Annotated in this window: 21 protein-coding genes and 1 pseudogene; 16 read left to right on the forward strand and 6 right to left on the reverse strand. The window is 52.5% G+C overall.

The annotated features are described in order from the left end of the window. Positions 1–2: 2 nt before the first annotated feature. From OGW44_RS16795 to OGW44_RS16805, 3 genes and pseudogenes are all read left to right on the forward strand, one after another. Positions 3–263 (forward strand): hypothetical protein, encoded by a 261-nt coding sequence (locus OGW44_RS16795; RefSeq protein WP_049269854.1) that lies wholly within the window; start codon positions 3–5, stop codon positions 261–263. Then, positions 235–383 (forward strand): annotated as a pseudogene (locus tag OGW44_RS16800) (gp53-like domain-containing protein); the annotation flags it as partial. The gene OGW44_RS16795 and the pseudogene OGW44_RS16800, both read left to right, overlap by 29 nt. Before the next feature lie 99 nt (positions 384–482). Beyond that, the gene (locus OGW44_RS16805; protein WP_016156043.1) at positions 483–959 is read left to right on the forward strand and encodes a kinase inhibitor; all 477 of its coding nucleotides are present in this window, start codon (positions 483–485) and stop codon (positions 957–959) included. Positions 960–1015: 56 nt separating this feature from the next. Here OGW44_RS16805 and hutH read toward each other — a convergent pair whose 3' ends face one another. The 5 genes from hutH to hutI form a co-directional block, all read right to left on the reverse strand. Continuing rightward, on the reverse strand, positions 1016–2536 hold the full coding sequence (hutH, locus tag OGW44_RS16810) for a histidine ammonia-lyase (RefSeq protein ID WP_049043079.1): 1521 nt from the start codon (positions 2534–2536) through the stop codon (positions 1016–1018). Between the two features lies 1 nt (position 2537). After that, the gene (hutU, locus tag OGW44_RS16815) at positions 2538–4223 is read right to left on the reverse strand and encodes a urocanate hydratase (RefSeq protein WP_049043080.1); all 1686 of its coding nucleotides are present in this window, start codon (positions 4221–4223) and stop codon (positions 2538–2540) included. A gap of 125 nt (positions 4224–4348) precedes the next feature. Beyond that, positions 4349–5068 (reverse strand): histidine utilization repressor, encoded by a 720-nt coding sequence (locus tag OGW44_RS16820; protein WP_049043082.1) that lies wholly within the window; start codon positions 5066–5068, stop codon positions 4349–4351. An 87-nt stretch (positions 5069–5155) separates the two neighbouring features. After that, the gene (gene hutG / locus OGW44_RS16825) at positions 5156–6097 is read right to left on the reverse strand and encodes a formimidoylglutamase (protein ID WP_131348119.1); all 942 of its coding nucleotides are present in this window, start codon (positions 6095–6097) and stop codon (positions 5156–5158) included. Continuing rightward, positions 6094–7317 carry an imidazolonepropionase gene (gene hutI / locus OGW44_RS16830; RefSeq protein WP_047415221.1) on the reverse strand — a complete coding sequence of 408 codons (1224 nt, stop codon included), beginning with the start codon at positions 7315–7317 and terminating at the stop codon, positions 6094–6096. Before hutI ends, hutG begins: the two co-directional genes overlap by 4 nt. Positions 7318–7540: 223 nt before the next feature. Here hutI and OGW44_RS16835 point away from each other — a divergent pair, with 223 nt between their 5' ends. The 13 genes from OGW44_RS16835 to OGW44_RS16895 all read left to right on the forward strand — a co-directional run bounded on the left by OGW44_RS16835 (position 7541) and on the right by OGW44_RS16895 (position 21441). Further along, positions 7541–8824 (forward strand): putative acyl-CoA thioester hydrolase, encoded by a 1284-nt coding sequence (locus OGW44_RS16835; protein WP_046274669.1) that lies wholly within the window; start codon positions 7541–7543, stop codon positions 8822–8824. 547 nt (positions 8825–9371) lie between these two features. Beyond that, on the forward strand, positions 9372–10070 hold the full coding sequence (locus tag OGW44_RS16840) for a prepilin-type N-terminal cleavage/methylation domain-containing protein (protein WP_185654304.1): 699 nt from the start codon (positions 9372–9374) through the stop codon (positions 10068–10070). A gap of 70 nt (positions 10071–10140) precedes the next feature. Then, the gene (locus tag OGW44_RS16845) at positions 10141–12306 is read left to right on the forward strand and encodes a pilus assembly FimT family protein (protein WP_185654303.1); all 2166 of its coding nucleotides are present in this window, start codon (positions 10141–10143) and stop codon (positions 12304–12306) included. Beyond that, a complete protein-coding gene (locus tag OGW44_RS16850; RefSeq protein ID WP_249417764.1) occupies positions 12287–12778 on the forward strand; it encodes a TcpQ domain-containing protein in 492 nt (163 codons plus the stop codon). Before OGW44_RS16845 ends, OGW44_RS16850 begins: the two co-directional genes overlap by 20 nt. Positions 12779–12798: 20 nt before the next feature. Then, on the forward strand, positions 12799–14241 hold the full coding sequence (locus OGW44_RS16855) for a type II and III secretion system protein (RefSeq protein ID WP_049040755.1): 1443 nt from the start codon (positions 12799–12801) through the stop codon (positions 14239–14241). 7 nt (positions 14242–14248) lie between these two features. After that, a complete protein-coding gene (locus tag OGW44_RS16860) occupies positions 14249–14794 on the forward strand; it encodes a hypothetical protein (protein WP_185654302.1) in 546 nt (181 codons plus the stop codon). 4 nt (positions 14795–14798) lie between these two features. Further along, a complete protein-coding gene (locus OGW44_RS16865; RefSeq protein WP_049040753.1) occupies positions 14799–15653 on the forward strand; it encodes a hypothetical protein in 855 nt (284 codons plus the stop codon). Next, complete coding sequence (locus tag OGW44_RS16870) at positions 15635–16171, forward strand: hypothetical protein (protein WP_103283644.1); 537 nt, start codon at positions 15635–15637, stop codon at positions 16169–16171. Before OGW44_RS16865 ends, OGW44_RS16870 begins: the two co-directional genes overlap by 19 nt. Continuing rightward, positions 16168–17697: an ATPase, T2SS/T4P/T4SS family gene (locus OGW44_RS16875; protein WP_109017317.1), complete on the forward strand. Its 1530-nt coding sequence runs from the start codon at positions 16168–16170 to the stop codon at positions 17695–17697. The genes OGW44_RS16870 and OGW44_RS16875 overlap by 4 nt, the downstream gene beginning before the upstream one ends. Then, positions 17681–18718: a type II secretion system F family protein gene (locus OGW44_RS16880; RefSeq protein ID WP_185654301.1), complete on the forward strand. Its 1038-nt coding sequence runs from the start codon at positions 17681–17683 to the stop codon at positions 18716–18718. The genes OGW44_RS16875 and OGW44_RS16880 overlap by 17 nt, the downstream gene beginning before the upstream one ends. 12 nt (positions 18719–18730) lie before the next feature. After that, complete coding sequence (locus OGW44_RS16885) at positions 18731–19528, forward strand: prepilin peptidase (protein WP_185654300.1); 798 nt, start codon at positions 18731–18733, stop codon at positions 19526–19528. 12 nt (positions 19529–19540) lie between these two features. After that, a complete protein-coding gene (locus OGW44_RS16890) occupies positions 19541–20317 on the forward strand; it encodes a M23 family metallopeptidase (protein WP_278085704.1) in 777 nt (258 codons plus the stop codon). 14 nt (positions 20318–20331) lie between these two features. Then, entirely contained in the window at positions 20332–21441 is a 1110-nt protein-coding gene (locus tag OGW44_RS16895; protein ID WP_185654299.1) for a hypothetical protein, read from the forward strand. 81 nt (positions 21442–21522) lie between these two features. Here the strand turns inward: OGW44_RS16895 and pgl are convergent, their stop codons facing one another. Further along, on the reverse strand, positions 21523–22518 hold the full coding sequence (gene pgl / locus OGW44_RS16900) for a 6-phosphogluconolactonase (RefSeq protein WP_049042052.1): 996 nt from the start codon (positions 22516–22518) through the stop codon (positions 21523–21525). Between the last annotated feature and the right edge of the window lie 27 nt (positions 22519–22545).

Raw genomic sequence — 22545 nt, forward strand, 5'->3', positions numbered from 1 at the left:
TAATGACATTTCCCGTCCCAACCGTTGCGGAAAGTACCGACCGCCAGTTACGCGATATTCAGCACGCGCTACCCGATGAGAACGTCGACACCAGCAGCGACAGCGACTACGCCGTCCGGGCTAATGCTGTATCAGGCGTGGCGGACGGTCTCTACGCCTATCAGGGCTGGATTATTCGCCAGATTTTCCCTGACACCGCCGAGAAGGAGTATCTGGAGTTTACTCGATGCCGAACTGGCTGGACTGGTCACCAGTGCGAATAAAGTACCCGACTTCCCGGAGAGGATAAGGCAGCGCTGGCTGATTTAACTTCTGTTGGTCGTGACATTATCAGCAAGAACGCTATTGCCGACATTCTCACATACCTTGGTTTGCACGAGACCGGATTTGCCCCCCTTGATTGAACGCAAAACAGTCCAGAATATTTCGCCACGCTACATACGGTTCCTGGCTACACTTTTTGGCTAACGAGAGGAGTCAGCATGAAACTAATCAGTAACGATCTGCGCGATGGCGAAAAGCTTGCGCATCGCCACGTCTTTAACGGCATGGGATATGACGGGGATAATATTTCCCCGCATCTGGCGTGGGATGACGTGCCCGCAGGGACTAAAAGCTTTGTCGTGACCTGCTACGATCCTGATGCGCCAACCGGCTCCGGCTGGTGGCACTGGGTGGTGGTAAATCTGCCAGCAGATACCCGCGTACTCACGCAAGGCTTCGGCTCCGGGCTGGTTGCGCTGCCGGATGGGGTGATTCAGACCCGTACGGATTTTGGGAAAGCAGGTTATGGCGGTGCTGCGCCGCCGAAGGGGGAAACCCATCGCTATATCTTTACGGTTCACGCGCTGGATGTGGAGCGTATTGATGTCGATGAGGACGCCAGCGGCGCGATGGTTGGCTTTAACGTTCACTTCCACTCGCTCGCCAGCGCCTCGATTACGGCAATGTTCAGTTAAGCTGTGTTGTGCCGGATGTCGGTTTCGCCGCATCCGGCCTACTAAACAAGGCTTCTCTACAGAAATTCAGGCAACAATTTCAACAACGTCCCCTGGGCTAACAGTTCGGTTGCACATTCAATATCCGGAGCAAAAAAGCGATCCTGCGTATAGTGGGCAACCTGCTCGCGCAGAGCCTGGCGCGCCTGCTCCAGCAGCGGGCTTGAGGTTAACCCTTCACGCAGGTCAATCCCCTGACACGCCGCCAGCCACTCCACGGCAATCACGCCGCGCGTATTCGCCGCCATCTCCCACAACCTGCGGCCCGCTGCCGGCGCCATAGACACATGATCTTCCTGGTTGGCGGAGGTCGGCAAGCTGTCCACGCTGTGCGGATGCGCCAGCGCTTTGTTCTCGCTCGCCAGCGCGGCCGCGGTTACCTGAGCAATCATAAAGCCGGAGTTCACCCCGCCGTTTTTCACCAGGAACGGCGGCAACTGCGACATATGTTTGTCCATCATCAGCGCAATGCGTCGCTCTGATAACGCCCCGATTTCCGCAATCGCCAGCGCCAGATTATCTGCCGCCATCGCCACCGGTTCAGCATGGAAGTTGCCGCCGGAAATGACATCGCCCTCTTCGGCAAACACCAGCGGGTTGTCGGAAACCGCGTTGGCTTCTACCAGCAAGACCTCCATTACCTGACGCATTTGCGTCAGGCACGCCCCCATCACCTGCGGCTGACAGCGCAAAGAATACGGATCCTGCACTTTTTCACAGTTATGATGCGACTGGGAAAGCGCGCTGGTGTCGGTCAACACGTGGCGGTACAGCGTTGCGGCATCAATCTGCCCACGCTGTCCTCGTGCGGCATGAATACGGGCATCAAACGGACGACGAGAGCCTAAAACGGCTTCGGTGGTCAGCGCCCCACACACCGTCGCAGACGCGAACAGCTCCTGGGCTTCAATTAACCCGCGCAGCGCAAAGGCTGTGGAAGCCTGGGTACCGTTGAGCAGCGCCAGCCCTTCTTTCGCCTCCAGCGTAATCGGCTCCAGCCCGGCCTTTTTCAGCGCTTCGGTCGCCGGAAGCCATTCCCCCTGCCAGCGCGCTTTACCTTCGCCCAGCAGCGTCAGAGACATATGCGCCAGCGGTGCCAGGTCGCCCGATGCGCCCACTGACCCTTTCGCCGGGATCAGCGGATACACCCCGGCATTCACCAGCGCAATCAGCGCTTCAATCACGCTGAGACGAATACCCGAAAAACCCCGCGCCAGGCTGTTGATTTTCAGCACCATAATCAGGCGTACCATCGCGTCATCGAGCGCCTCACCAACGCCTGCCGCATGGGAAAGCACCAGCGAACGCTGTAAATTCTGCAAATCTTCCGTGGCGATACGGGTCTGAGCCAGCAGGCCAAAGCCGGTATTAATGCCATACGCCGTACGGCCTTCAGCGACAATATTATTGACGCAGGCGACGCTTGCGTTGATAGCATCAATCGCCCCGGCATCCAGGCTCAGTTTGACCGGCTGCTGCCAGATGTCGCGCAGTTGCGCAAAGCTCAGATGACCCGGCGTTAATGTCATGGTGTTCATATCAGCGTTTCTCCTGCGTCGCCGCGACCATCGGCAAATTCAGCCCTTCTTCGACGGCGCATTCCACCGCAATGTCATACCCGGCGTCGGCGTGGCGCATCACCCCGGTAGCCGGATCGTTATGTAATACCCGGGCGATACGCGCTGCGGCTTCATCAGTGCCATCGCAAACAATCACCATCCCGGCATGCTGGGAGAAGCCCATTCCTACCCCGCCACCGTGATGCAGTGACACCCAGGTTGCACCGCTGGCGGTGTTAAGCAGCGCGTTCAGCAGCGGCCAATCGGATACTGCATCAGAACCGTCGCGCATGGCTTCGGTTTCGCGGTTCGGGCTGGCGACGGAGCCGGAATCCAGATGATCACGGCCAATAACAATCGGCGCAGATACTTCACCGCTGCGCACCATTTCATTAAACGCCAGCCCCAGTTTTTGACGCCATTCCAGACCGACCCAGCAGATACGCGCCGGTAATCCCTGGAAGTTAATCCGCTCACGCGCCATATCCAGCCAGTGGTGCAGATGCTTATCGTCAGCCACGATCTCTTTCACTTTGGCATCCGTTTTATAAATATCCTGCGGATCGCCGGAAAGCGCCACCCAACGGAACGGGCCAATGCCACGGCAGAACAGGGGGCGAATATAAGCAGGGACGAAACCGGGGAAATCAAAGGCGTTTTCCACGCCCATCTCTTTGGCCATCTGGCGAATGTTATTGCCGTAATCAAACGTCGGCACGCCCATTTTGCTGAACGCCAGCATTGCCTCAACGTGCGTTGCCATTGAGCGTTTCGCCGCCTGTACCGTGCCCTGCGGATCGGACACCGCTTTCGCCTGATACGCTTCCCAGCTCCAGCCGGACGGCAGATAACCATGCAGCGGATCGTGGGCGCTGGTCTGGTCAGTGACCATATCCGGGCGCACACCACGCTTCACCAGTTCCGGCACAACGTCGGCGGCGTTAGCGCATAGCGCAATGGAGACCGCTTTCCCCTCGCGGGTGTACTTTTCGATACGTGCCAGCGCGTCGTCAAGCGATGTCGCCTGCTCGTCTACGTAGCGGGTACGCAGACGGAAATCGATCCGGCTTTGCTGGCACTCAATATTCAGCGAGCAAGCACCTGCCAGCGTTGCGGCTAACGGTTGCGCCCCTCCCATGCCGCCCAGCCCGGCGGTCAACACCCAGCGTCCGCTCAGGTTACCCTGATAATGCTGACGCCCGGCCTCAACGAAGGTTTCATAAGTCCCCTGCACGATGCCCTGGCTGCCGATGTAGATCCAGCTCCCGGCGGTCATCTGGCCATACATCGCCAGCCCTTTGGCGTCCAGCTCGTTGAAGTGTTCCCATGTAGCCCAATGTGGCACCAGGTTGGAGTTGGCAATCAGCACGCGCGGCGCATTGTCATGGGTTTTGAAAACGCCAACCGGTTTACCGGACTGGACCAGCAGGGTCTCATCGGTCTCCAGTTTGGTCAGCGCGTTGACGATGGCGTCATAACATTCCCAGTCCCGCGCGGCGCGACCAATCCCGCCGTATACCACCAGCTCATGCGGATTTTCCGCCACATCGGGATCCAGGTTGTTCATTAACATGCGCAGCGGCGCTTCGGTCAGCCAGCTTTTGGCCGTTAAAGTGGTGCCGCGTGGGGCACGAATATCCTGCTGACGGTACTTGCTATGAGACATGGTAGAGCACTCCTCGCGAACGATCGGACAGATAAGTAACATATACTTGTCTATACAAGTTGTCGCAAGCGTGCTTTTAACAAAAAAGATACAATTTTATTATACTGCGGCAGCAATCACGCTTTTCAGGACATAAACCGCCCTTGCAGGCGATAGCGGGAACCCGGGAAGAGCAAACGGGCATGAGAGACAATAGATGACGCAGACCAGGTTTTACGGCGGATCAGCAGGCAGGGATCGTTTTCTTTGATATTCAGCAGCGCGCACTCTTCGGCACTGGCGCGTACCGCTTCAACAATATGCTCGCCTTCCGTTAAAGGGGCTATCAGCGACAGATACGCGTGCGGCGTAGTCTGGCTGTAATCCTGCGCCAGATACGCCGGCACAATTTCGGCATTCACGCAGCGATCTTCAATCTGCACCGGCAGTTCGTTCTCGTAGTGCACCATGACAGAGTGAAAAATGGAGGTGCCTTCTTTGACGTTTAACACCAAAGCTTGCTGCGCGCTTGCCTGGGTTCGTTCAAGCGTGATCACCTCGCAGCGGTGCTGATGCTGACGGGCGTTGATTTCATCCGCGATGCTGCGAATTTCAAACAGCGCAGACTGGCCCTTCGGCTCGGCGACAAACGTCCCTACGCCCTGCAAACGAACCAGTAACCCTTCATCCGTTAACTCACGCAGCGCCCGGTTGATGGTCATGCGGCTGAAACCATACTGCGCCACCAGCTCCGCCTCAGAGGGAATGCGATCGTGAGGTTGCCAGATACCGCTGGCAATCTTTTCGCTGATCTCCTGTTTGACCTTTTCGTAAAAAGGTGCCGGAGCAGAACGGGATGGGAGCATGCGTAAGCCTTCCTTAAGCTGAGAATGTGAGTGGGTACAGTTTACAGGCATTACCCGAACCTGATAAGCGCAACGCCATCAGGTATATCAGTGCCACCAGTGCGCGATTTGCCAACCTAATCGCGCCGCAACGCGCGCCGCTCTGCCATCATCGTCAAAGCGTGGATTAAATTCAACCATATCCACCGCCTGCAGTTTACCGCTACGACACAGGGGTTCAATCAGACTCAGCAGCGTCGCCAACGGTACGCCCAGCGCAGCGGGTGCCGACACGCCGGGCATTTCCCACACCGGCAGCACGTCGAGATCGATAGTCAGATAGATAACATCCAGGTTGGCGACAAACTGCGCTAACTGCGCCTGCGCCGTTGCACAGTACAGATCTTCCACCACGGTCACACCAAGCCGCTGCGCCTCATCCCATAACGCCTGGGTGTTTGCCGCCCGACTGACACCGATACAGGCATAGTGAAATTCCCGCTGCTGTTCATCGCAAAGCTGCGCCAGTTGGCGAAACGGTGTGCCGGAAGTAGCCTGATCGGCATGGCGCAAATCGAGGTGGGCATCGAAGTTGACGATCCCCACTTTCGCCTGCGGGAACGCATCCAGCACGCCTGCGCCGTGCGCAAATGCGGTTTCGTGTCCTCCTCCCAGAACAAAGGTACGTATATTCTCCTGCTGACAGCGCTGCACCGCATTGCGTAGCGCCTGCTGCGCGCCCTCAAGGTCGGGGGCCTGGGCCACAATATTTCCCAGATCCACCAGCCGATGATGCCCATCGTGGCTGGCTAAATTCGCCAGCGCCTTGCGCAGCACATCAGGCGCTCCGGCGGCTCCCGTCCGGCCCTGATTACGTTTCACGCCTTCGTCGCAGGCAAACCCAAGCAGCGCTATCTGCTCGCGATACATTTCTGGGCTAAATGTCGGGCTCAGCGTGATAGTCTGAAACAGGCGCAGCGCATTCGGCGATTCGGCGCGATCATCACGTCCCTGCCACAGCGCAGGTGAAACAGGTTGCCAGTGAGTCATACTATTTGTCCTTTGAATACGCGTTGGTAGAGCGGGTTACGCCCCGGTTCATACAGGATCTCGACCGGGAGAGTTGCATCCCACACCACAAAATCGGCCACAAACCCGGCCTTCAATTGACCATGAGTGGCATGACGTCCCAGCGCCCGGGCCGCATGACGGGTTACGCCCGCCCATGCTTCTTCCGGCGTTAAGCCAAACTGAACGCAGGCCATATTCATCGCCCAGTGCAGGCTGATAAACGGGCTGGTACCCGGGTTAAAATCTGTCGCCACCGCCATCGGTACCTGATACTGACGCAGCAACGCCACCGGCGGACGCTGTTGCTCTTTAAGGAAATAGAATGCGCCGGGCAGCAGCACGCCGACCGTACCGCTTTGGCTCATCGCCGCCACGCCCACTTCATCGAGATATTCAATATGATCGGCGGATAACCCGTGGTAGCGGCTTACCAGCTGTGCGCCACCCAGCAATGACAGCTGTTCAACATGGCCCTTAATCGGGATGCCCAACGCCTGCGCGGCCTGAAACACCCGCTCGCTCTGCGCCAACGAAAAACCCACGCTTTCACAAAACAGATCCACAGTCTCGAACAGCCCTTGTTCCCACAGCTGCGGCAAAATGGTCTCGCACACCAGCGTAATATAGCCGTCAGGATCATCCCGGTATTCTGCTGGAGTCGCGTGGGCAGCCAGCAACGTGGGGCTTATTTCAATGATATTCTCCGCCGCCAGCGCGGCTGCCACGCGCAATATTTTCTCTTCTGTCTGCAAATCCAGGCCGTAACCGGATTTTATTTCCAGCAACGTAACGCCTTCTTTGATTAGCTGTTCCATACGCTGATGCGCTAGATGTAAGAGTTGCTCATCACTGGCGCTGCGGGTTGCTGATACGGTGGCATTGATCCCCCCGCCCTGGGCGCTTATCTGCTGGTAGGAGACACCGTTTAGCCGCTGCTCCCATTCGCCTGCGCGGTTTCCACCAAAGACCAGATGCGTATGACAGTCAATCAGGCCAGGTGTAATTAGCCTGCCCTGCATATCAAAGGTATTGTCATGTGTGAGATAGAGCGATGACTCCGGGACGATATCGCGAATCTTCCCCTGGCGGACGATCAGCGCATGACCCTCCACCAGCCCATACGGGGTGTTACGTTCGGGATCCATGGTCGCCAGACGAACATTGCGCCAGATAACATCATCAGGGAAGAATTGCTGCATTCGACTCACCACTTGTCATAGGTTGTATAGACATTTATTTTTGATTATACGGATGTTGTCAACCTGAAGGACCGTAATTGTTATGTATTTGTGATATAAGAACTCTCCGCACCGGGCATTACGGCGATAAAAACAACTTTTTACCTTTTAACCTTCCCGTTTCGCTCAACTTAGTATAAAAAAGCAGGCTTCAATGGATAACTTTCAAAGCCCGGAGCAACCTGTGAACATATCATCAGTTTCCCGTCTGGCGCTGGCAATGGCTTTTGGCGTGACGCTGACCGCCTGTAGCTCTACGCCGCCCGATCAAATTCCTTCCGATCAGACCGCGCCAGGTACTTCTTCGCGCCCGATCTTGTCGGCCAATGAAGCGAATAACTTCGTTGCTGCGCACTATTTTTCCGCGCTGACGCCAAACACCGCGCCGTGGAGCCCTTCTGCTATTTCTCTGCCTGCACAGCCTGACTTCGTGGTTGGCCCGGCTGGGACTCAGGGCGTCACCCATACCAGCATTCAGGCTGCGGTTGATGCGGCAATCATCAAGCGTACTAACAAACGTCAGTACATCGCGATTATGCCGGGCGAGTATCAGGGCACGGTATATATCCCGGCAGCAACGGGAAGTCTGACGCTGTACGGTATGGGCGAAAAACCGCTGGATGTGAAAATTGGCCAGGCTATTGATGGTGACATGAGCACCGCAGACTGGCGTCGTACGGTGAACCCGGGCGGTAAATACATGCCGGGTAAACCGGCGTGGTATATGTTTGATAATTGCCAGAACAAGCGCGGCACGAATATTGGCGTGATGTGTTCTGCCGTCGTCTGGTCGCAAAATAATGGTCTGCAATTGCAGAACCTGACCATCGAAAACAATCTGGGTGACAGCGTTGATGCGGGTAATCACCCGGCCGTTGCGCTACGTACCGATGGCGATAAAGTGCAGATCAATAAGGTCAACATCCTCGGTCGCCAGAATACGTTTTTCGTGACCAACAGCGGCGTACAAAACCGTCTGGAAAACGATCGTCAACCGCGTACTTTGGTAACCAACAGCTACATTGAAGGCGATGTGGATATTGTTTCCGGTCGCGGCGCCGTGGTGTTCGATAACACCGATTTCCGCGTTGTGAACTCCCGTACGCAGCAGGAAGCCTATGTGTTTGCACCCGCGACGCTGTCAAACATCTACTACGGCTTCCTCGCCACAAATAGCCGCTTCACGGCGAGTGGTGATGGCGTGGCACAGTTGGGCCGCTCGCTGGATGTCGATTCAAACACTAACGGTCAGGTCGTTATCCGCGACAGCGTGATCAACGAAGGCTTTAACATGGCAAAACCATGGGCTGACAGCGTTATCTCGAAGCGTCCTTTTGCCGGTAATACCGGTGCACAAGATGACAAAGGTGAAATCCAGCGCAACCTGAACGACACCAACTTTAACCGCATGTGGGAATACAACAACCGCGGTATCGGTAGCAAAGTGGTTGCCGAACCGAAGCAGTAATCACAGCCATCAAACCGCTGGCGGGAACACTCCCGCCAGCCCCCTTCACCGCTTTTAACGTCTTTTCTTCACACAGGTCATATTTTCACCAATGCAGGTTTGAAATCGATCTATTTATAGCCTAAATAATCCGAGTTGTATGAAGGCAAGCCCAGGCGCATACATAAGTAAGTTACAGAAACGATTAACTTGATAAATATCATTCTGCCGCTAAACTCAATTTTTAACCCAAAATAGATAAAAGCCAATCCATATTAATTTTAATATATTAACCCCATCAATATATATCACTCTCCGGAAAAGGAAAATTACCGTAACGTAATCTAAAAATAAATCAAAAAAAACCTTATGATATTTGTTATATATAAAATATATATATGGGGAAAATGATTCAAAAAAACTCATCTGACCAGTCACCTTTTTTCCTAATTATCCCGTCACAACTTTTAGCTTCTGGTGCTTTCTTAAAAATGTCGCATATAATATTTTGGCACAATGTGTGCAGGGTTAATTTTTTACAGCAACTAATATCTAAGGATTTATGGATATGAAAAGCATGATTCATTCATGGAAAAGGAAATCAGCGCAGTATCGTGAGCTGAAAAAGCAGAAAGGCGTGACGCTGCTTGAAATTATCATTGTACTGGGCATTATCGGTATTATTGCCGCAGGCGTGGTTGTTTTGGCACAGCGTGCGTTTAAAGCGCAGGATATTTCTGATGTCATTGAAAATACGAACTCTGTTCGTGTTGCAATGGCCGAAGCGTATAAAGACGAGGCTAGTTATCCGCTTCCGACAGGTAGTGTTATTGGTTTGACGAAAGCAAATATCGCCGCCACAGCCAACAATGATGCGCCAATCGTTGGCCTGGTGAGAATGGGTAAAATTGACGTAGCTGAAGCTTTTAACGGAATTTCCAGCGATGCTTTTGAAATCGGTCCATCAATCATCACTACCGGCGCTACTGTAAATAAAGGTTTCTATGTTGTTATTAACGGCCTGGAAGTGGAAGACTGTCGTAACCTTGCATCGCAGGTAGGTCCACAATGGGATTACGTTGCAAGTGGTACGGCAGCATCTGGCGCACAACTGGGTTCGACTACTCCTATCGACATGGCCGCGGATGCTACTGGCGTAGTTCTGAAAAGCCTTGCAGGAAACCGCTTGAGTCCGGTAACCATATCTGCCGCAGGTTTCTGTGATGCCAATGATTCAGCTAATGCTTTAATCCTGGGCAGTCGCTAATACGCTTATATTTTATGTTGTACTTGTTCTGCCCCCTGAAGGGGGCAGTTTTGCTAAATGGATTTAATAGATGATAAGTAAGCGCAACGCTAATATTTACGAACGTCAGGCAGGCGTCACCCTTCTTGAAATGATTGTTGTGCTTGCCATTATCGGCATGTGCCTGATGACATATGCCAATTATAAACGCAAAGAAGCCCAGCAAAGTCACCAGCTTATTGTCGCTGATATGGTCGTCCGTGATATTTTTGGCGTGATGCGCTTTGTGGCACAGAACAAGCTGGCTGTGGTTTCTGGCACACCAGAAGCCAACCCACTATTCGGGACGAAAAATACTAACGTCACCGTCGCGAATTATGATAATCGCGTATCTAATAAAACCTTACAGGATCAACCTTATCCTAATACGGATACAGACAAGTTTTATTCCGGCTGGTCTGTTGGTGTGTCAACGCAAACCCAGGTATCGCCCACCCGGGGTTCTCGCTATCTGTTTCTGGGCAGTGAATGTAAAAATGGCAATAACCCGAAAGGGAAACTGCCCTTCGAACTTGCGGAGTCCATGCTGCCGTGTGAACTGCGCCCTGGCGCAGAATCGCTGGAGCTAGTGCTGGAACGTGTGGACTTCGTCAACAACATTCGGCAAGCCGGCACCATCGGGCCTGGTATTGAACGTGTCGACTTCTATCTTGCCTACCAGAACGAGGTTGAGAACGAAGGTCTCCATTTTGCCGGGTTTATTAAACCGTTGGAAAAAGCGCTTAAAGGCGTCGATCTCAGCTATCTGCAGGCGGTGGTGTTTGAAATCGAGGGTAGCGGTAATTTTAAACTGGTAACAACGGCCTCAGGCCAGCCGCTGCAGATGGGTGACATTCCCAACAATCTGGACAGGCTCGATGCAAATAAACGTTACGGCATTCGCTTAAGCTTCGACAAAAGCAGTGAAGATATCTCTGCCGATGGTTCCGTTCCAACGGCCAAACTATGCTGGAACGATGCCAAAGATGAAGCCGGACCGTGTATTACGGCGATTGATGAAGACCGCCTGCTGATTACCAGCAGCGATGCGGAAGGCAAAGATAAAAACGAACCGGCGATGTGCTGGAGCAGAGAGCAAAACAAGAGCACGCTGTGCCTGGCGGCAATGAACAGCAACGGCGTAAATCCTGGCACGGATAACCCGGACGATCGCATTCTGCACCTGCGTACCAGTGCGGATAAAACAGACGGTAGCGAGGCGGAACCTGCTTCGCCGAGTTCACTCAAAGGCACCACCGGCACGCTGTACGCCAATATCGTGATGGAAAATACCTCGCGCAAGCATCCGGAAAAATGGCATGTGGCTTACGATCAAGCAGAGGCGAATGCGCTTAAGGATGGCAAACAGGGTGGTGATAATGCCGAACGCGTATTTTCTGATGCCTTCAGTGGTCAGTATGAGCTGGTGACGCCCACCACCACTTTTTATCAGTCATTTAAAAACGATTATCCGCAGGGTGAAGGTCCAACAGGGGCTGATGCTATTTATACAGCCGCAAATGATAGTGCAAATTACGCTGGTCTCTTAAGTGAGCCAGGCGTGATTCGTTTACCGTTGCAAACGTGTCCTAAAGTCACCGGTATCGATAAAGACGGTAACACCACGCTGCGAAGCCTCTATCCCCGCCTGTCGGTCGCCATATCATCGGTCGCGGCAGATCAGAATGGTAAAACAGAAACTGGTGAAACAGACACTGGTTATACTGACTACACCCAGCAAGGGGCAACGCGTTTGAATACCGTTAAAACCCGCAACAAAGTGGGAGCGGTAGCGGGTGTTGCGATCCAGGCCAATATAGTGGTTAACAAAGATACTGCAGCCCCTGCCAACGATCCGGTGAAAAGGGACAAAAACGGAACCTTTGAGGACTGGATCGCGGAAGACTGGTTCAAAGGTGCAGGTACCAGGGACGACCCCGCCCCCTTCTGGTTAATCAGCGCCACCTCGGCAATGATTAATCCCGATGGTGATGGTATCAATAAAATGAATCCGCAGTCTCTCTCAGTGGTGATTAACCAGTGGTGCAGCACGATCCCGCAAGGGGGAATGATTTCATCCGAAGGTTACGCCTGGGATGAGGCGGTACCGAATAAGTATGTGCTCCATTCTCTTGTTGCGGAAGATAACGATCTTAAGTTTTATAAAGAAGACGGTAATAAACTTGATATTCCGGACCATGAAAGAATCACCTATTAATCATTGGAAGAGTAAGATGAAAAAAACATGGATAATTGGGGCTGCCGTGTCCGCATTATTAGGCAGCCAAGGAAGTTTTGCCGCCAGCGCACCAGCCGGGCAAAAAATTGACGCAGGGATGTTAACCACCACGCCAGTGAAAGAAAGTACAACCACGCCGCGAAATCCCTTTTCCGGGGATGATACGGTGAAAAGCGTCGCACCTGTCAGTGCGCCAGTAGTGGAAATAAAAATTGATTTACTGGAGGAGGAGTTATTAAGCCAGCAGCTCACAAAATGGGCGCAGCAAAATGGCTATAAGCTGCTCTGGAACAGCTCAACTGATTTTGTTATTTACAAGGCAATTCATTTGCAGGGTAAATCAATACAGGATGTGCTGGTTAAACTTGGACAAGTATTTACGTCAGAAAACTACGGGCTGGTGATTAAAGACTACCAGGCGAATAACGTACTGATCATTGATGAGCAGTAATTAAGCAAGGGAATAATGCTATGAAAATTAAAGTTTCGCTTCTGGCGTTGACGCTGGCTCTTCAGGGTTGTACGTCTATTGATACCAAGTACGATAAAAGTATTGTCCCGCAGGAAACCGGCAACCCGACCACTCCGGATGAGATGAAAACGACCGGTTATATGAAATATAATGAGCCTTATCTGGGCAAAAAGGTTGAATATAACTCCCGTAAACAGGCGCTGCTGCGTAAGCAGGTGAGTATTCAGTCTTACGAGCCTACCGATCTGGCGACAATTCTTGAGGCGGTGACCGCGCAAACCGGTATTAGCTACCGTATTAATACTTCCATTCCCGGTGGAAAATCGGATGCGGGGGAACCGGAGTTCCGCAGCGTTAAGTTCAACGGAACGTTTGAGGAATTTACCCGCTATATTTCCGCACTATATGACGTGAACCCAGTGCTGGATAACAACGGCGTGCTGGTCGTTTCTTATTTCCAGAACTATGTGCTGAAGCTGGATTTTTACGGCGAAGACAACAAGTTTGAGACCAGTCTCGACCTGTCCGGTAATGAAGCCACTACCGGCGGCGGTCTGAAAGGCAAAGCCGAAACCAAATTTGAATCCAGCTTCTGGGACGACGTTGAGGATATGGCAGAAAAATTTGTCTCCAGCGGCGTTTACAGCATTTTTAAAGACGCCTCGATTCTGACGATCACCGCGCGCCCTTCGGAGTATCACGCGCTGAATGAGTCGCTGAAGAAATTCCAGGCGGATAATACCCGTCAGTTTGTCGTGACTTACAAAATATTTACCCTTGATAAGCGCAAAACGAAAGAGCTGGGCGGTGGGGTCAATATGACCTTCAACGACGGGACCTCCTCTTTTGGTATCGACAGCTCAGAAATGCTGATGAAGCTCTCCGGAGGCTTAACCGCAGGCTGGACCAATCAGCATATGAATATCAGCTCTCAACTGGATGCCCTGTACGAACTCACCGGCAGTAAGGTGATCCAGAGCGGTTCGTTTATTACCCGTAATAACATCCCTATTCCACTCAACATGACCACGTCGCAATATTATGTCTCCAGTCGCACCAGGGAAGAAGATTCCAATTCAGGAGACGTCAGCACGGAGGTGGAAACCACGGAACTGGTCACCGGCACCAGCTTTATTCTTACCCCGCGTATCTTAACCGACGGGCGAATTGAAGTGGCCAGCGGCTTTACCAAGCGCTACCTCAACTCAATCGATACCTTTGATGAAGTTCAGTTGCCGTCGGTAAGCACGACGGAAATGTTTAACATTTCCACAATTACGCCGGGTAGCCTGCTGCTGGTCAGCAAATACGAAGCGAAAGAGGATGCTGACGGTCAGGGATGGTCGGTGCTGGCAGGCTCGGTTACCAACAGCGATCATGTCGAAACCGTGGTGATGGTAGTCGGTATTGATAATTACCGTGCCCCAACGCAGACCCGCTGAGGGCATCATGCTTAAGCACTTATCAGAAAATCGGGTATTAATTGATCTGGTCTGGAGCTACGAGCCCGCCTCTCACGAACCTTATTATCTTGACTGGCTGGCGCATTTACGGCGAACCCATCGCCAGTTAACGGGCCAGTCTGATGAAGGGGAAATGGTTACGGGTTTCTGTACTAAACACTCCACCTTATATGAGCCTTTCGCCCTGTGGATGAAAGCTCTGTACGGTGACGGTATTTATTATTACGAGCAGGCGGAAAGCTGCTATTTCCTGATTATCTCGCACGGTGTTCCCGTTTCGGGCAGCGATCGTCTGGTCTCCAGACGCTTCTGGATGAAGCTGAAAGAGCAGTTGAAAGAATCGCCACAGTATGCGGAGCTACCGTTAATTCAGTTAACGGAACAGCACATTGAGGCGGTGATTGAAGGCTGTACTGGACATCAGCGGCGGCAGAAAAAGCGGCGACAGATGATGATCGGCGCTCTGATAGCAGGCGGCATCGTATTTTTACTGGTGTTTATGACACTACTGAAATTATTTATAAAAGGATGAGAACGTGGCGGTCTCTGAAAATCTCTATTTCTGGAAGCGTCGTAATATAGGGGGCGGTTCTACCGGGCGAGGAGGTAATATTATCGTCTGGGTCGTTACGCTACTGATTTTATTAGCTGGCGGCGGCGGGTCGGGCTATTACTATTTTATCTGGAAACCGGAGCAGGAACGATTGGCCAGAGTCAAGGCTGAACAGGCTGCCCGCCAGCAAAAAATCAAAGCTATCGAAGATTTTTATCGCAAGTCACTCACGGGCGGCAGCATTTCTGATGCCAGCCTGCTGCTGGAGCAGCTCTTGCTGGCAAATAAAAAACTGTCGCAGGTGGGCTTTGCGCCAAAAAGTATTGAATGTACCAGTACGGGTTGCTCACTCAGCTATGCGCTGAATCCAGGGCGGATATTTAGCGTGGCCGATATTAATCTCTGGGGCAAAACCTGGTCGCCCAGTTTTTCAAAAAACACGCTGGACTATACGGGCGTTGAGTCCGGGATGAATAAACACCCATGGCTCAGCGCGTGGCAGAGTAAAAATACGGTCAATCTGCCGGTCTGTACCGATGTATTAAGTTATATCAGCACCTGGAACTCATTAGGCGGACGAAATACCGAACTGGTATTAACGGGGATGCCCTCCTCTGCCGTCGAGAAAAATGAAAGCGAGCTGAAAAGTGCGGTAACGTCATTCGGCATGCTGTTCGCCGGTTGGACGATCACCTCACCGACCAAAATGGATTTCTCAGGCGTGTCGTTGGTGTTGAATAAACAACCCTTTGCCGACGCGTTTATTATCAAATCAATCGTATTCAATGAAAAATCAACGCTTGTTACCGGAGGACTGGCATGCAAAAAGGGAAATTAATTATTGCGGGAATAGTGTTGACGCTTTCACCTGCTCTTTACGCCGCAGATACGGCAGAAATCATCCCTGCGCAGGAGGTTGTACAAGCGAAAGGCACGCCGCCATTAAGCGACGTATCGCCGATGCAGGATCACGTTGTTGAGATGATAGAAAAAGATTTCAACTTCGAGAGCCAGTACCGTGAGCTGGTGAATCAGCTTGCGCTGGAAAAAGTCCGCAGCGAGCTGCGTAAGCTGCGCGGTGAGAAAAAGGAGGGTAGCGCAGCGGTTATGCCGGTGAGCACCGCCAGCACAATGGATTATATTAGCGCTTCCCCAGGAGCAACCTCAGAATCTGCGCCTGGGCTGCGGCCGCTGCTGATTTCCGAAATCGCGGGTCAAAAACGCGTGGCGATTGCCGGCGCCGACGGCGGCGTGAAGATGGTGCCGCTGAATCAGCGTTTTAGCTACGGCGGTTATGACTATATTGCGCGTCATAACCAGGCAAATGACGTGACGGTCGAGGTTGTGGGTAAGTGATCGATTATATCCAGTTTAACGAGGAGAACATTCATTCTCAGGAGTGGCAATTCCAGGAGTATGACGGCGATATTCTGGTTGCTGAGCATGCGGATGAAGCCTGGTTACTGGTATCCACGCCTTTGATTGATAATCTGGCACCGATGCAGGCGGTGTGCCACCGCCTGCAGGTTTCCCATAATATTCAGGTTAAGGGAATAGCGCAGGTTACTGAGAAAAATTATTACCTGATCGTTGAACAGCTGCTGTCGGCGGGAAGTAAGCTGCTTGAGCAGGAAAGCAGTAACACACAGCTTGCGCTGGAAGAGATGCTGAAAAAGGCCGTGGCGTTGAAGGCCAGCGACCTGCATATCACCCGTAATGATATGGTGGCGAATATTGAGCTGCGCATTAACGGCGTGCTTTGTCCGTTTATACAGATGAAGGCGTCACGCTGCGATGAGCTGGTGTTCGTGCTCTACAACGTTGAGGCAAGCACCCGCGACACCACCTGGAACCGCAATATTGCGCAAAACGCCAATATCCTCTATTCGCTGGCGGGGAAAAGCTACCGCTTCCGCTATGCGCACTATCCGATATTTGGCGAGACCAGCGATTGCTATCACGCGGTATTGCGAATTATTCCATCGGGTCTGGACAGAGCCAGCGTCGCGAGCCTGGATAAGCTTGGCGTTTCCGATGAGGAAATTAGCGACCTCAAAAGGATCCTGAGTAACCCCTACGGGGCTTATATTATTGCCGGAACAACCGGTTCGGGAAAATCCACCACCCTGAAAAATCTGATGGAGTGGATGCAGATCAACCGCTACGACAATCGTGGCTGTTTTCTGACCGTAGAAGATCCGGTCGAATATCAGATCTATGGCGCGACGCAAAGTTCGGTATTAAGCGGCGAATCCGGAGGATTCCATTCAGCGATCAAATCCTCGCTGCGTCGCGACCCGGACGTACTGATGGTGGGGGAAATTCGCGACAATATCTCTTCTAACGCGCTGGCCGGGGCGGTGGAAAGTGGTCACTACTGCTTTACCACCGTGCACGCAGGCAACATCGTTTCGTTATTGCAACGCTTATCCGCGCTCGGGATTACCAGCGATAAACTTTCAACGCCGGGTTTTATTGCGGGCTTACAGTGCCAGAAGCTAATACCTGTACTGTGCCCGCAGTGTAAAACGTCGTTACGGACCACTGCCATTAAGGGGCGTGAGTTCCAGCTTTATGAAAAAAACGCTGAAGGCTGTCCGGACTGCAAACACACCGGTATTGGCGGACGCCAGCTGGTGATGGAGTATTTGCTGCCGGTGTATGACGAGCTGGAGGCCATTGCTGAACAGAAATGGCTTAAAGTTTATACCGTCTGGCGCGCGAAGCGATTAAAACAGACCGGCCTGAGCGAAGGATTCGAAATTAAAGAAAAAACGATGGCGGCGGTACTTCAGGGACGCGTGTGCGCGACCTGGTTTCAAATGGAGTTTGGGCAAGTCGTTCAGGAAGAGCTGGAGGTAATAGTTGAAAAAATTCGGTAAGAAACAGCGTATTTATCTTTATCAGTTTTGCGCAGACATGATTAACGCTGAACTTCCGTTATATGACGCGTTGCAAAAATTACGCGCGGAAGGGGAAAAACTGCTCGGCAAAGGATTTGCTAAACGTCTGGAAGATCTGACAAGCAAAATGGCGAAAACCACCTCCATTGCGATGGTTTTCGAGGGGCTGGTCCCTGAATCTGAACTGAGCGTGATTAACGCGGCGGAGCGCAGCGGCAGCCTTGCCGACGGCTTTATCACCCTGGTAAACGTGATTAATTATAACGATGAACTGCGCAAGAAAATCGTCGGCGCCATCACCTTCCCGCTCATTATGCTGGTCCTGTCGCTGGTGGTGATAGGCGGTTATGCCTATAAGGTGTTCCCGGCTTTTGAAGGCGTTGTACCGGTTGAAAAATGGCCTGGCGTCACCAGCGCGCTCTATATTTTTGGGATGGCACTGTGTAAAGGGCTGTGGATATATATCCTCATTGGTTTTATTGCGCTGGTTACCGTGATCAAAATAGCAATGGGCAAAATGACCGGGAATATTCGTAATCAGTTTCTTGACCGAATTATGCCGTTCTCAACGTATAAGCAGTTGACCGCCTCTATTTTTCTCAACAACCTTGCGCTGATGTTAAAAAACGGCATTCCGCTCAACGATGCGCTCAGCATTATTAGCCTGAACTCCAGCCGCTGGCTGCGCTGGCACCTGGCCGGGATGCAGAAGAAAATGGCGGCGGGCGTCAGCTATGGAGAAGCGCTCAACTCGGGTTTACTGAACACGGAAACGCTGCTCAATATCAGCCTTTACGCCGCGCTACCTTCGTTTAATGAGGTGCTGCTGGCGGTATCGAATAAATCACGTGAACACATTCGGGAATATATCAATAAACTTTCCGGGTTATTAAAAGCACTCTCCACGCTGATATTAGGCGGTTGCGTTATTTGGGTTTTTGCCGCGTTGTTTGCGCTCAGCGACAAGCTGGCGGCGATGGGCGCCAGCGGTTCTTTTTAGGAAAATTAAATTATGGAACTGTTAATGCCATGGATGGTGGCTATTTTTATCCCACTTGGATTGCTGTTTGGCAGCTTAGCCAACGTGATTATTTATCGTCTGCCGCTGATGCTTGGCGTAATAGATGAGGATGATTCAGAAGGGGCGGCGGTTAATTTGTGGTGGCCGCCGTCGCACTGCCCTGCCTGTAAATCGGATATTAAGCCCTGGGATAATATTCCGGTTCTCAGTTGGCTGTTACTGAAGGGCAAATGCCGCCAGTGCGGCATTGCGATCCCGGTTATTTATCCAGTTTCTGAACTGGCGATGGGGCTGGTATGGGGAGCGCTGGCCTGGTTTTATCTGCCGCAATGGTCTCCTCAGCTCGCGCTGGCGTATGCGATGTTGTTTATGGTGCTCTACAGCGCGGCGGTTATCGATTTTAAACATCTGATTCTGCCAGACGCGCTGGTCTTCACCGTGCTCTGGGGCGGGCTGCTGCTTGCCGCATCGGGCTACTCCATGGTGCGAGTGAAGGACGCGGTTTATGGCGTCGCCATCGCCTGGCTATTGCTGTGGGGCGTGATGAAGCTGTGGGAGACGTTGTGCAAACGCGACGGTCTGGGCTACGGCGACGTCAAGCTCTACGCCGCCTGCGGGGCATGGCTTGGCTGGCAGCGCCTGCCGGAATTACTCTGTTTTTCGGCGCTGGCCGGGCTGCTGTTTTACGCCGGTGTGCGGTTCTTTTATACGCTAGAGGATGACAAACATCGCTTTTATATTCCGTTCGGTCCGGCTATCGCGCTGGTCGCGTTTTTACTGCTGCTCTGACGGGGGTCGATCGTGTCGTGTCTGATATGGAGCATATGGCTGACAATGTCGCCGCTGGCGACGACCAGCTGCGAGCAGGCCTGGCAGCAGGCTTTCGTTCCGTCATTACAGGCGGCGCAAATGTGGTCAGAAGAGAACCTGAGGATGCCGTCCAGCGCTGCGGCGGTGGATGATGATAACGCCCCAGTACGCTTTATCTGGCCCGTGGCGAAGCGCCAGATCAGCTCAGGATTTGGACAACGCCTGCACCCTGTGCTGGGGCGCATGATGCAGCATAAAGGCATGGATATTCCTGTGCCATTCGGCAGCAGCGTGCATGCAATTGCCGACGGCGAAGTGGTGGAGAGCGGCTACGGTCGCGGCACCGGATACTTTATCACTCTCCGTCATGCAGACGGCTGGCTGAGTCGCTATTTTCATCTCGCCTCTACGCGGGTGCGTAAGGGCGAAAAGCTGACGGCGGGCGAAGAGATCGCCGCATCCGGCAGCAGCGGTTTTAGCACAGGTCCCCATCTGCATCTGGAAATTGCCTGGAGGGGCGTGGCGCTCGACCCGCAGCCCTTGCTGAACAACACCCCGATGCTGGCGCGCGCCGGGCGGGCGTCCACGGAAGAAAAATCCGACGCTCAGCCTCGGGTGGTGCTGGTTTCTCAGGGACCGGGCGGAACCCGGATTACCGTCCGGTTTAACAACAAAACGCGCACCGTGGCACCAGGCAGTATGGTGTTTGGCGACTATCAGGTCGTGCTGTTGCGCAGTGGTAAATATCAGATTATTTCCGTCGCATAAAGAGGGAGTGACAAATGAAAAGGACTGTTTTATCGGCAGGGCTGATCTCGGCAATGCTGCTTTTTAGCACAAGTGCAATATCTTCGAATAATGCTCCCAATTCAGGAAAAGACGTCAGCGCAAATTTTGGTTTTCTGACACGCACGCCGGCCTCGCTGGGGCCGCATTATTTTACCGTTCGGGTAACGGCAGAGATGTTTAGTCGGCAATTTAGTACTGATGCTATACAATCGTTTGGCGTGAACGTGTACTGGAAAACGAAAGGGTACGATCAGGATAAAGGTCGTAATAATCTTAGTGTTACTGCACCAAATTTACCGCGTTGTCCATTTAAAGAGGAAAGGCAATGTGATAACGGTAGAGACAAACTTAGAGGTAATTCGGAGGCTTCGTCAGAACACCTTGAAGGTTTGCTTTATAGTTATCTCGAGATTGACAATGGTATTTATATTCAGGGCAAGGTCCCCGATAAACTTCAAAGAGCGACACGGTTCTTTAGACATCGCTATGGCGGTTACGAGTATCCACCGGCGAATAAGCAGGATGAGGTGGACGATCCTAATGTCCGGCTCTCAGCGATCTTTTTTTCCCAAAGCGAAGCCCCCTGTGAGAAAGCAGGCAGTCGATTCTGCGGTGGCCAGGATGGACATCAAGTCCCTAAAGACATACTTATATCAAGTAACGATCTGGAATATCTCGTTATTGAAGTCATTGGTTTCCAGCATACAAATAAGGGAATGTTTAAAAAGGACGCCTTTTATACCTTCCCTATTGCGGCTGTGAAATATGTTCCCACGGGGCAGGGCAAGAAAATGAAGATATTAAGATCGGATAGGCATGCCAAGCCAGGAATGGGGATGGAAATGTTTGCGGCTACTTTCCCTTCGACGCCCCCCAATAACGAGACGGATGGATATTGGGATGTCGGTGCTACGTCTATTCATGGTGATGCAACTGAAATCGATTTCACAAATATTGACGTTCTCAAGGTGAAGCTTTTCTATAATTCTCAATACCCAGACTATGACATCCCTGAGCAAACGGGGATTTATTTTCAATTAGAAAAGACGGATTTAATATGTTTCCCCTGGGCCGATGCTAAGTGTGTTTATCCGTTGAAATAACTTATTTTCCCCGCGAGGTTCACACGGATGTAAACCTCGCTTTTATCTTTGAACAGGCTTTTCCTGCTCTGACTGATGCCGTTAGTACGCGTTCACCACGACCCACATCGGTCCCTGCCCCACCGCATAACGCCCCTTCTCTGCCAGCAGCCCCTGCTCGCCAGCAATCTCATACACTGCGATATGGTGCGATTTTTGCCCGGCAGCAATCAGGTATTTACCGCTGTGATCGATATTAAACCCGCGCGGCTGAGTTTCAGTAGGCTGGAAACCCTCTTTGGTCAGCACGCTGCCATCTTCAGACACGCTAAAGATCGTAATCAGGCTGGCGGTACGGTCACAGGCGTACAGATGACGGCCATCCGGTGTAATGTGAATATCCGCTGCCCAACGGGTATCAGTGAAATCAGCCGGCATCATATCCAGCGTCTGCACACACTCAATCTTGCCGTACGGATCTTTCAGCGCCCAGACGTCAACGGAGCTGTTCAGCTCATTCACACAGTAGGCAAATTGCTTATTCGGATGGAACGTCATATGACGCGGGCCAGCACCTTCAACGGTGGTCACTTCAGCCGGTTCCTGCGCCACCAGATGTCCATCATCGCTTACCTCAAACAGACAGATACGATCCTGTTTCAACGCCGGAACCCACAGGATACGGTTATCCGGTGAGATGTTAGCCGAGTGGCAGCCGTCCAGACCTTCAACCACGTCAACCTGTTCCACCGGCAGACCATCTTCCAGACGCGTGACGCTCACGCTCCCGGCGTTATAAGAGCCGACAAACACGAAACGTCCCTGATGATCGGTAGAAATATGCGTCGGGCTACCCGGCAGCGCAGACTCCGCCGCGAAGGTCAGCGCACCGTCATCAGGCGCAATGCGGTAAGCCAACACGCGAAACTCCGGGCGCACGCCAACATAGAGGTAGCGCTTATCCGGGCTGACGACCATCGGTTGTACCTGACCCGGCACATCAACCACCTGCGTCAGCGTCAGAGAACCATCATGATTCAGGCTCCAGACGTGGATTTGCTGACTTTCAGGGCTGGCGGTATAAACGGTTTGCTTCATGAATACTCCTTTGCTTTTTGGCAGGTG

The sequence above is a fragment of the Citrobacter sp. Cb023 genome, assembly GCF_030336805.1.
Classification (GTDB): Bacteria; Pseudomonadota; Gammaproteobacteria; order Enterobacterales; family Enterobacteriaceae; genus Citrobacter; species Citrobacter braakii.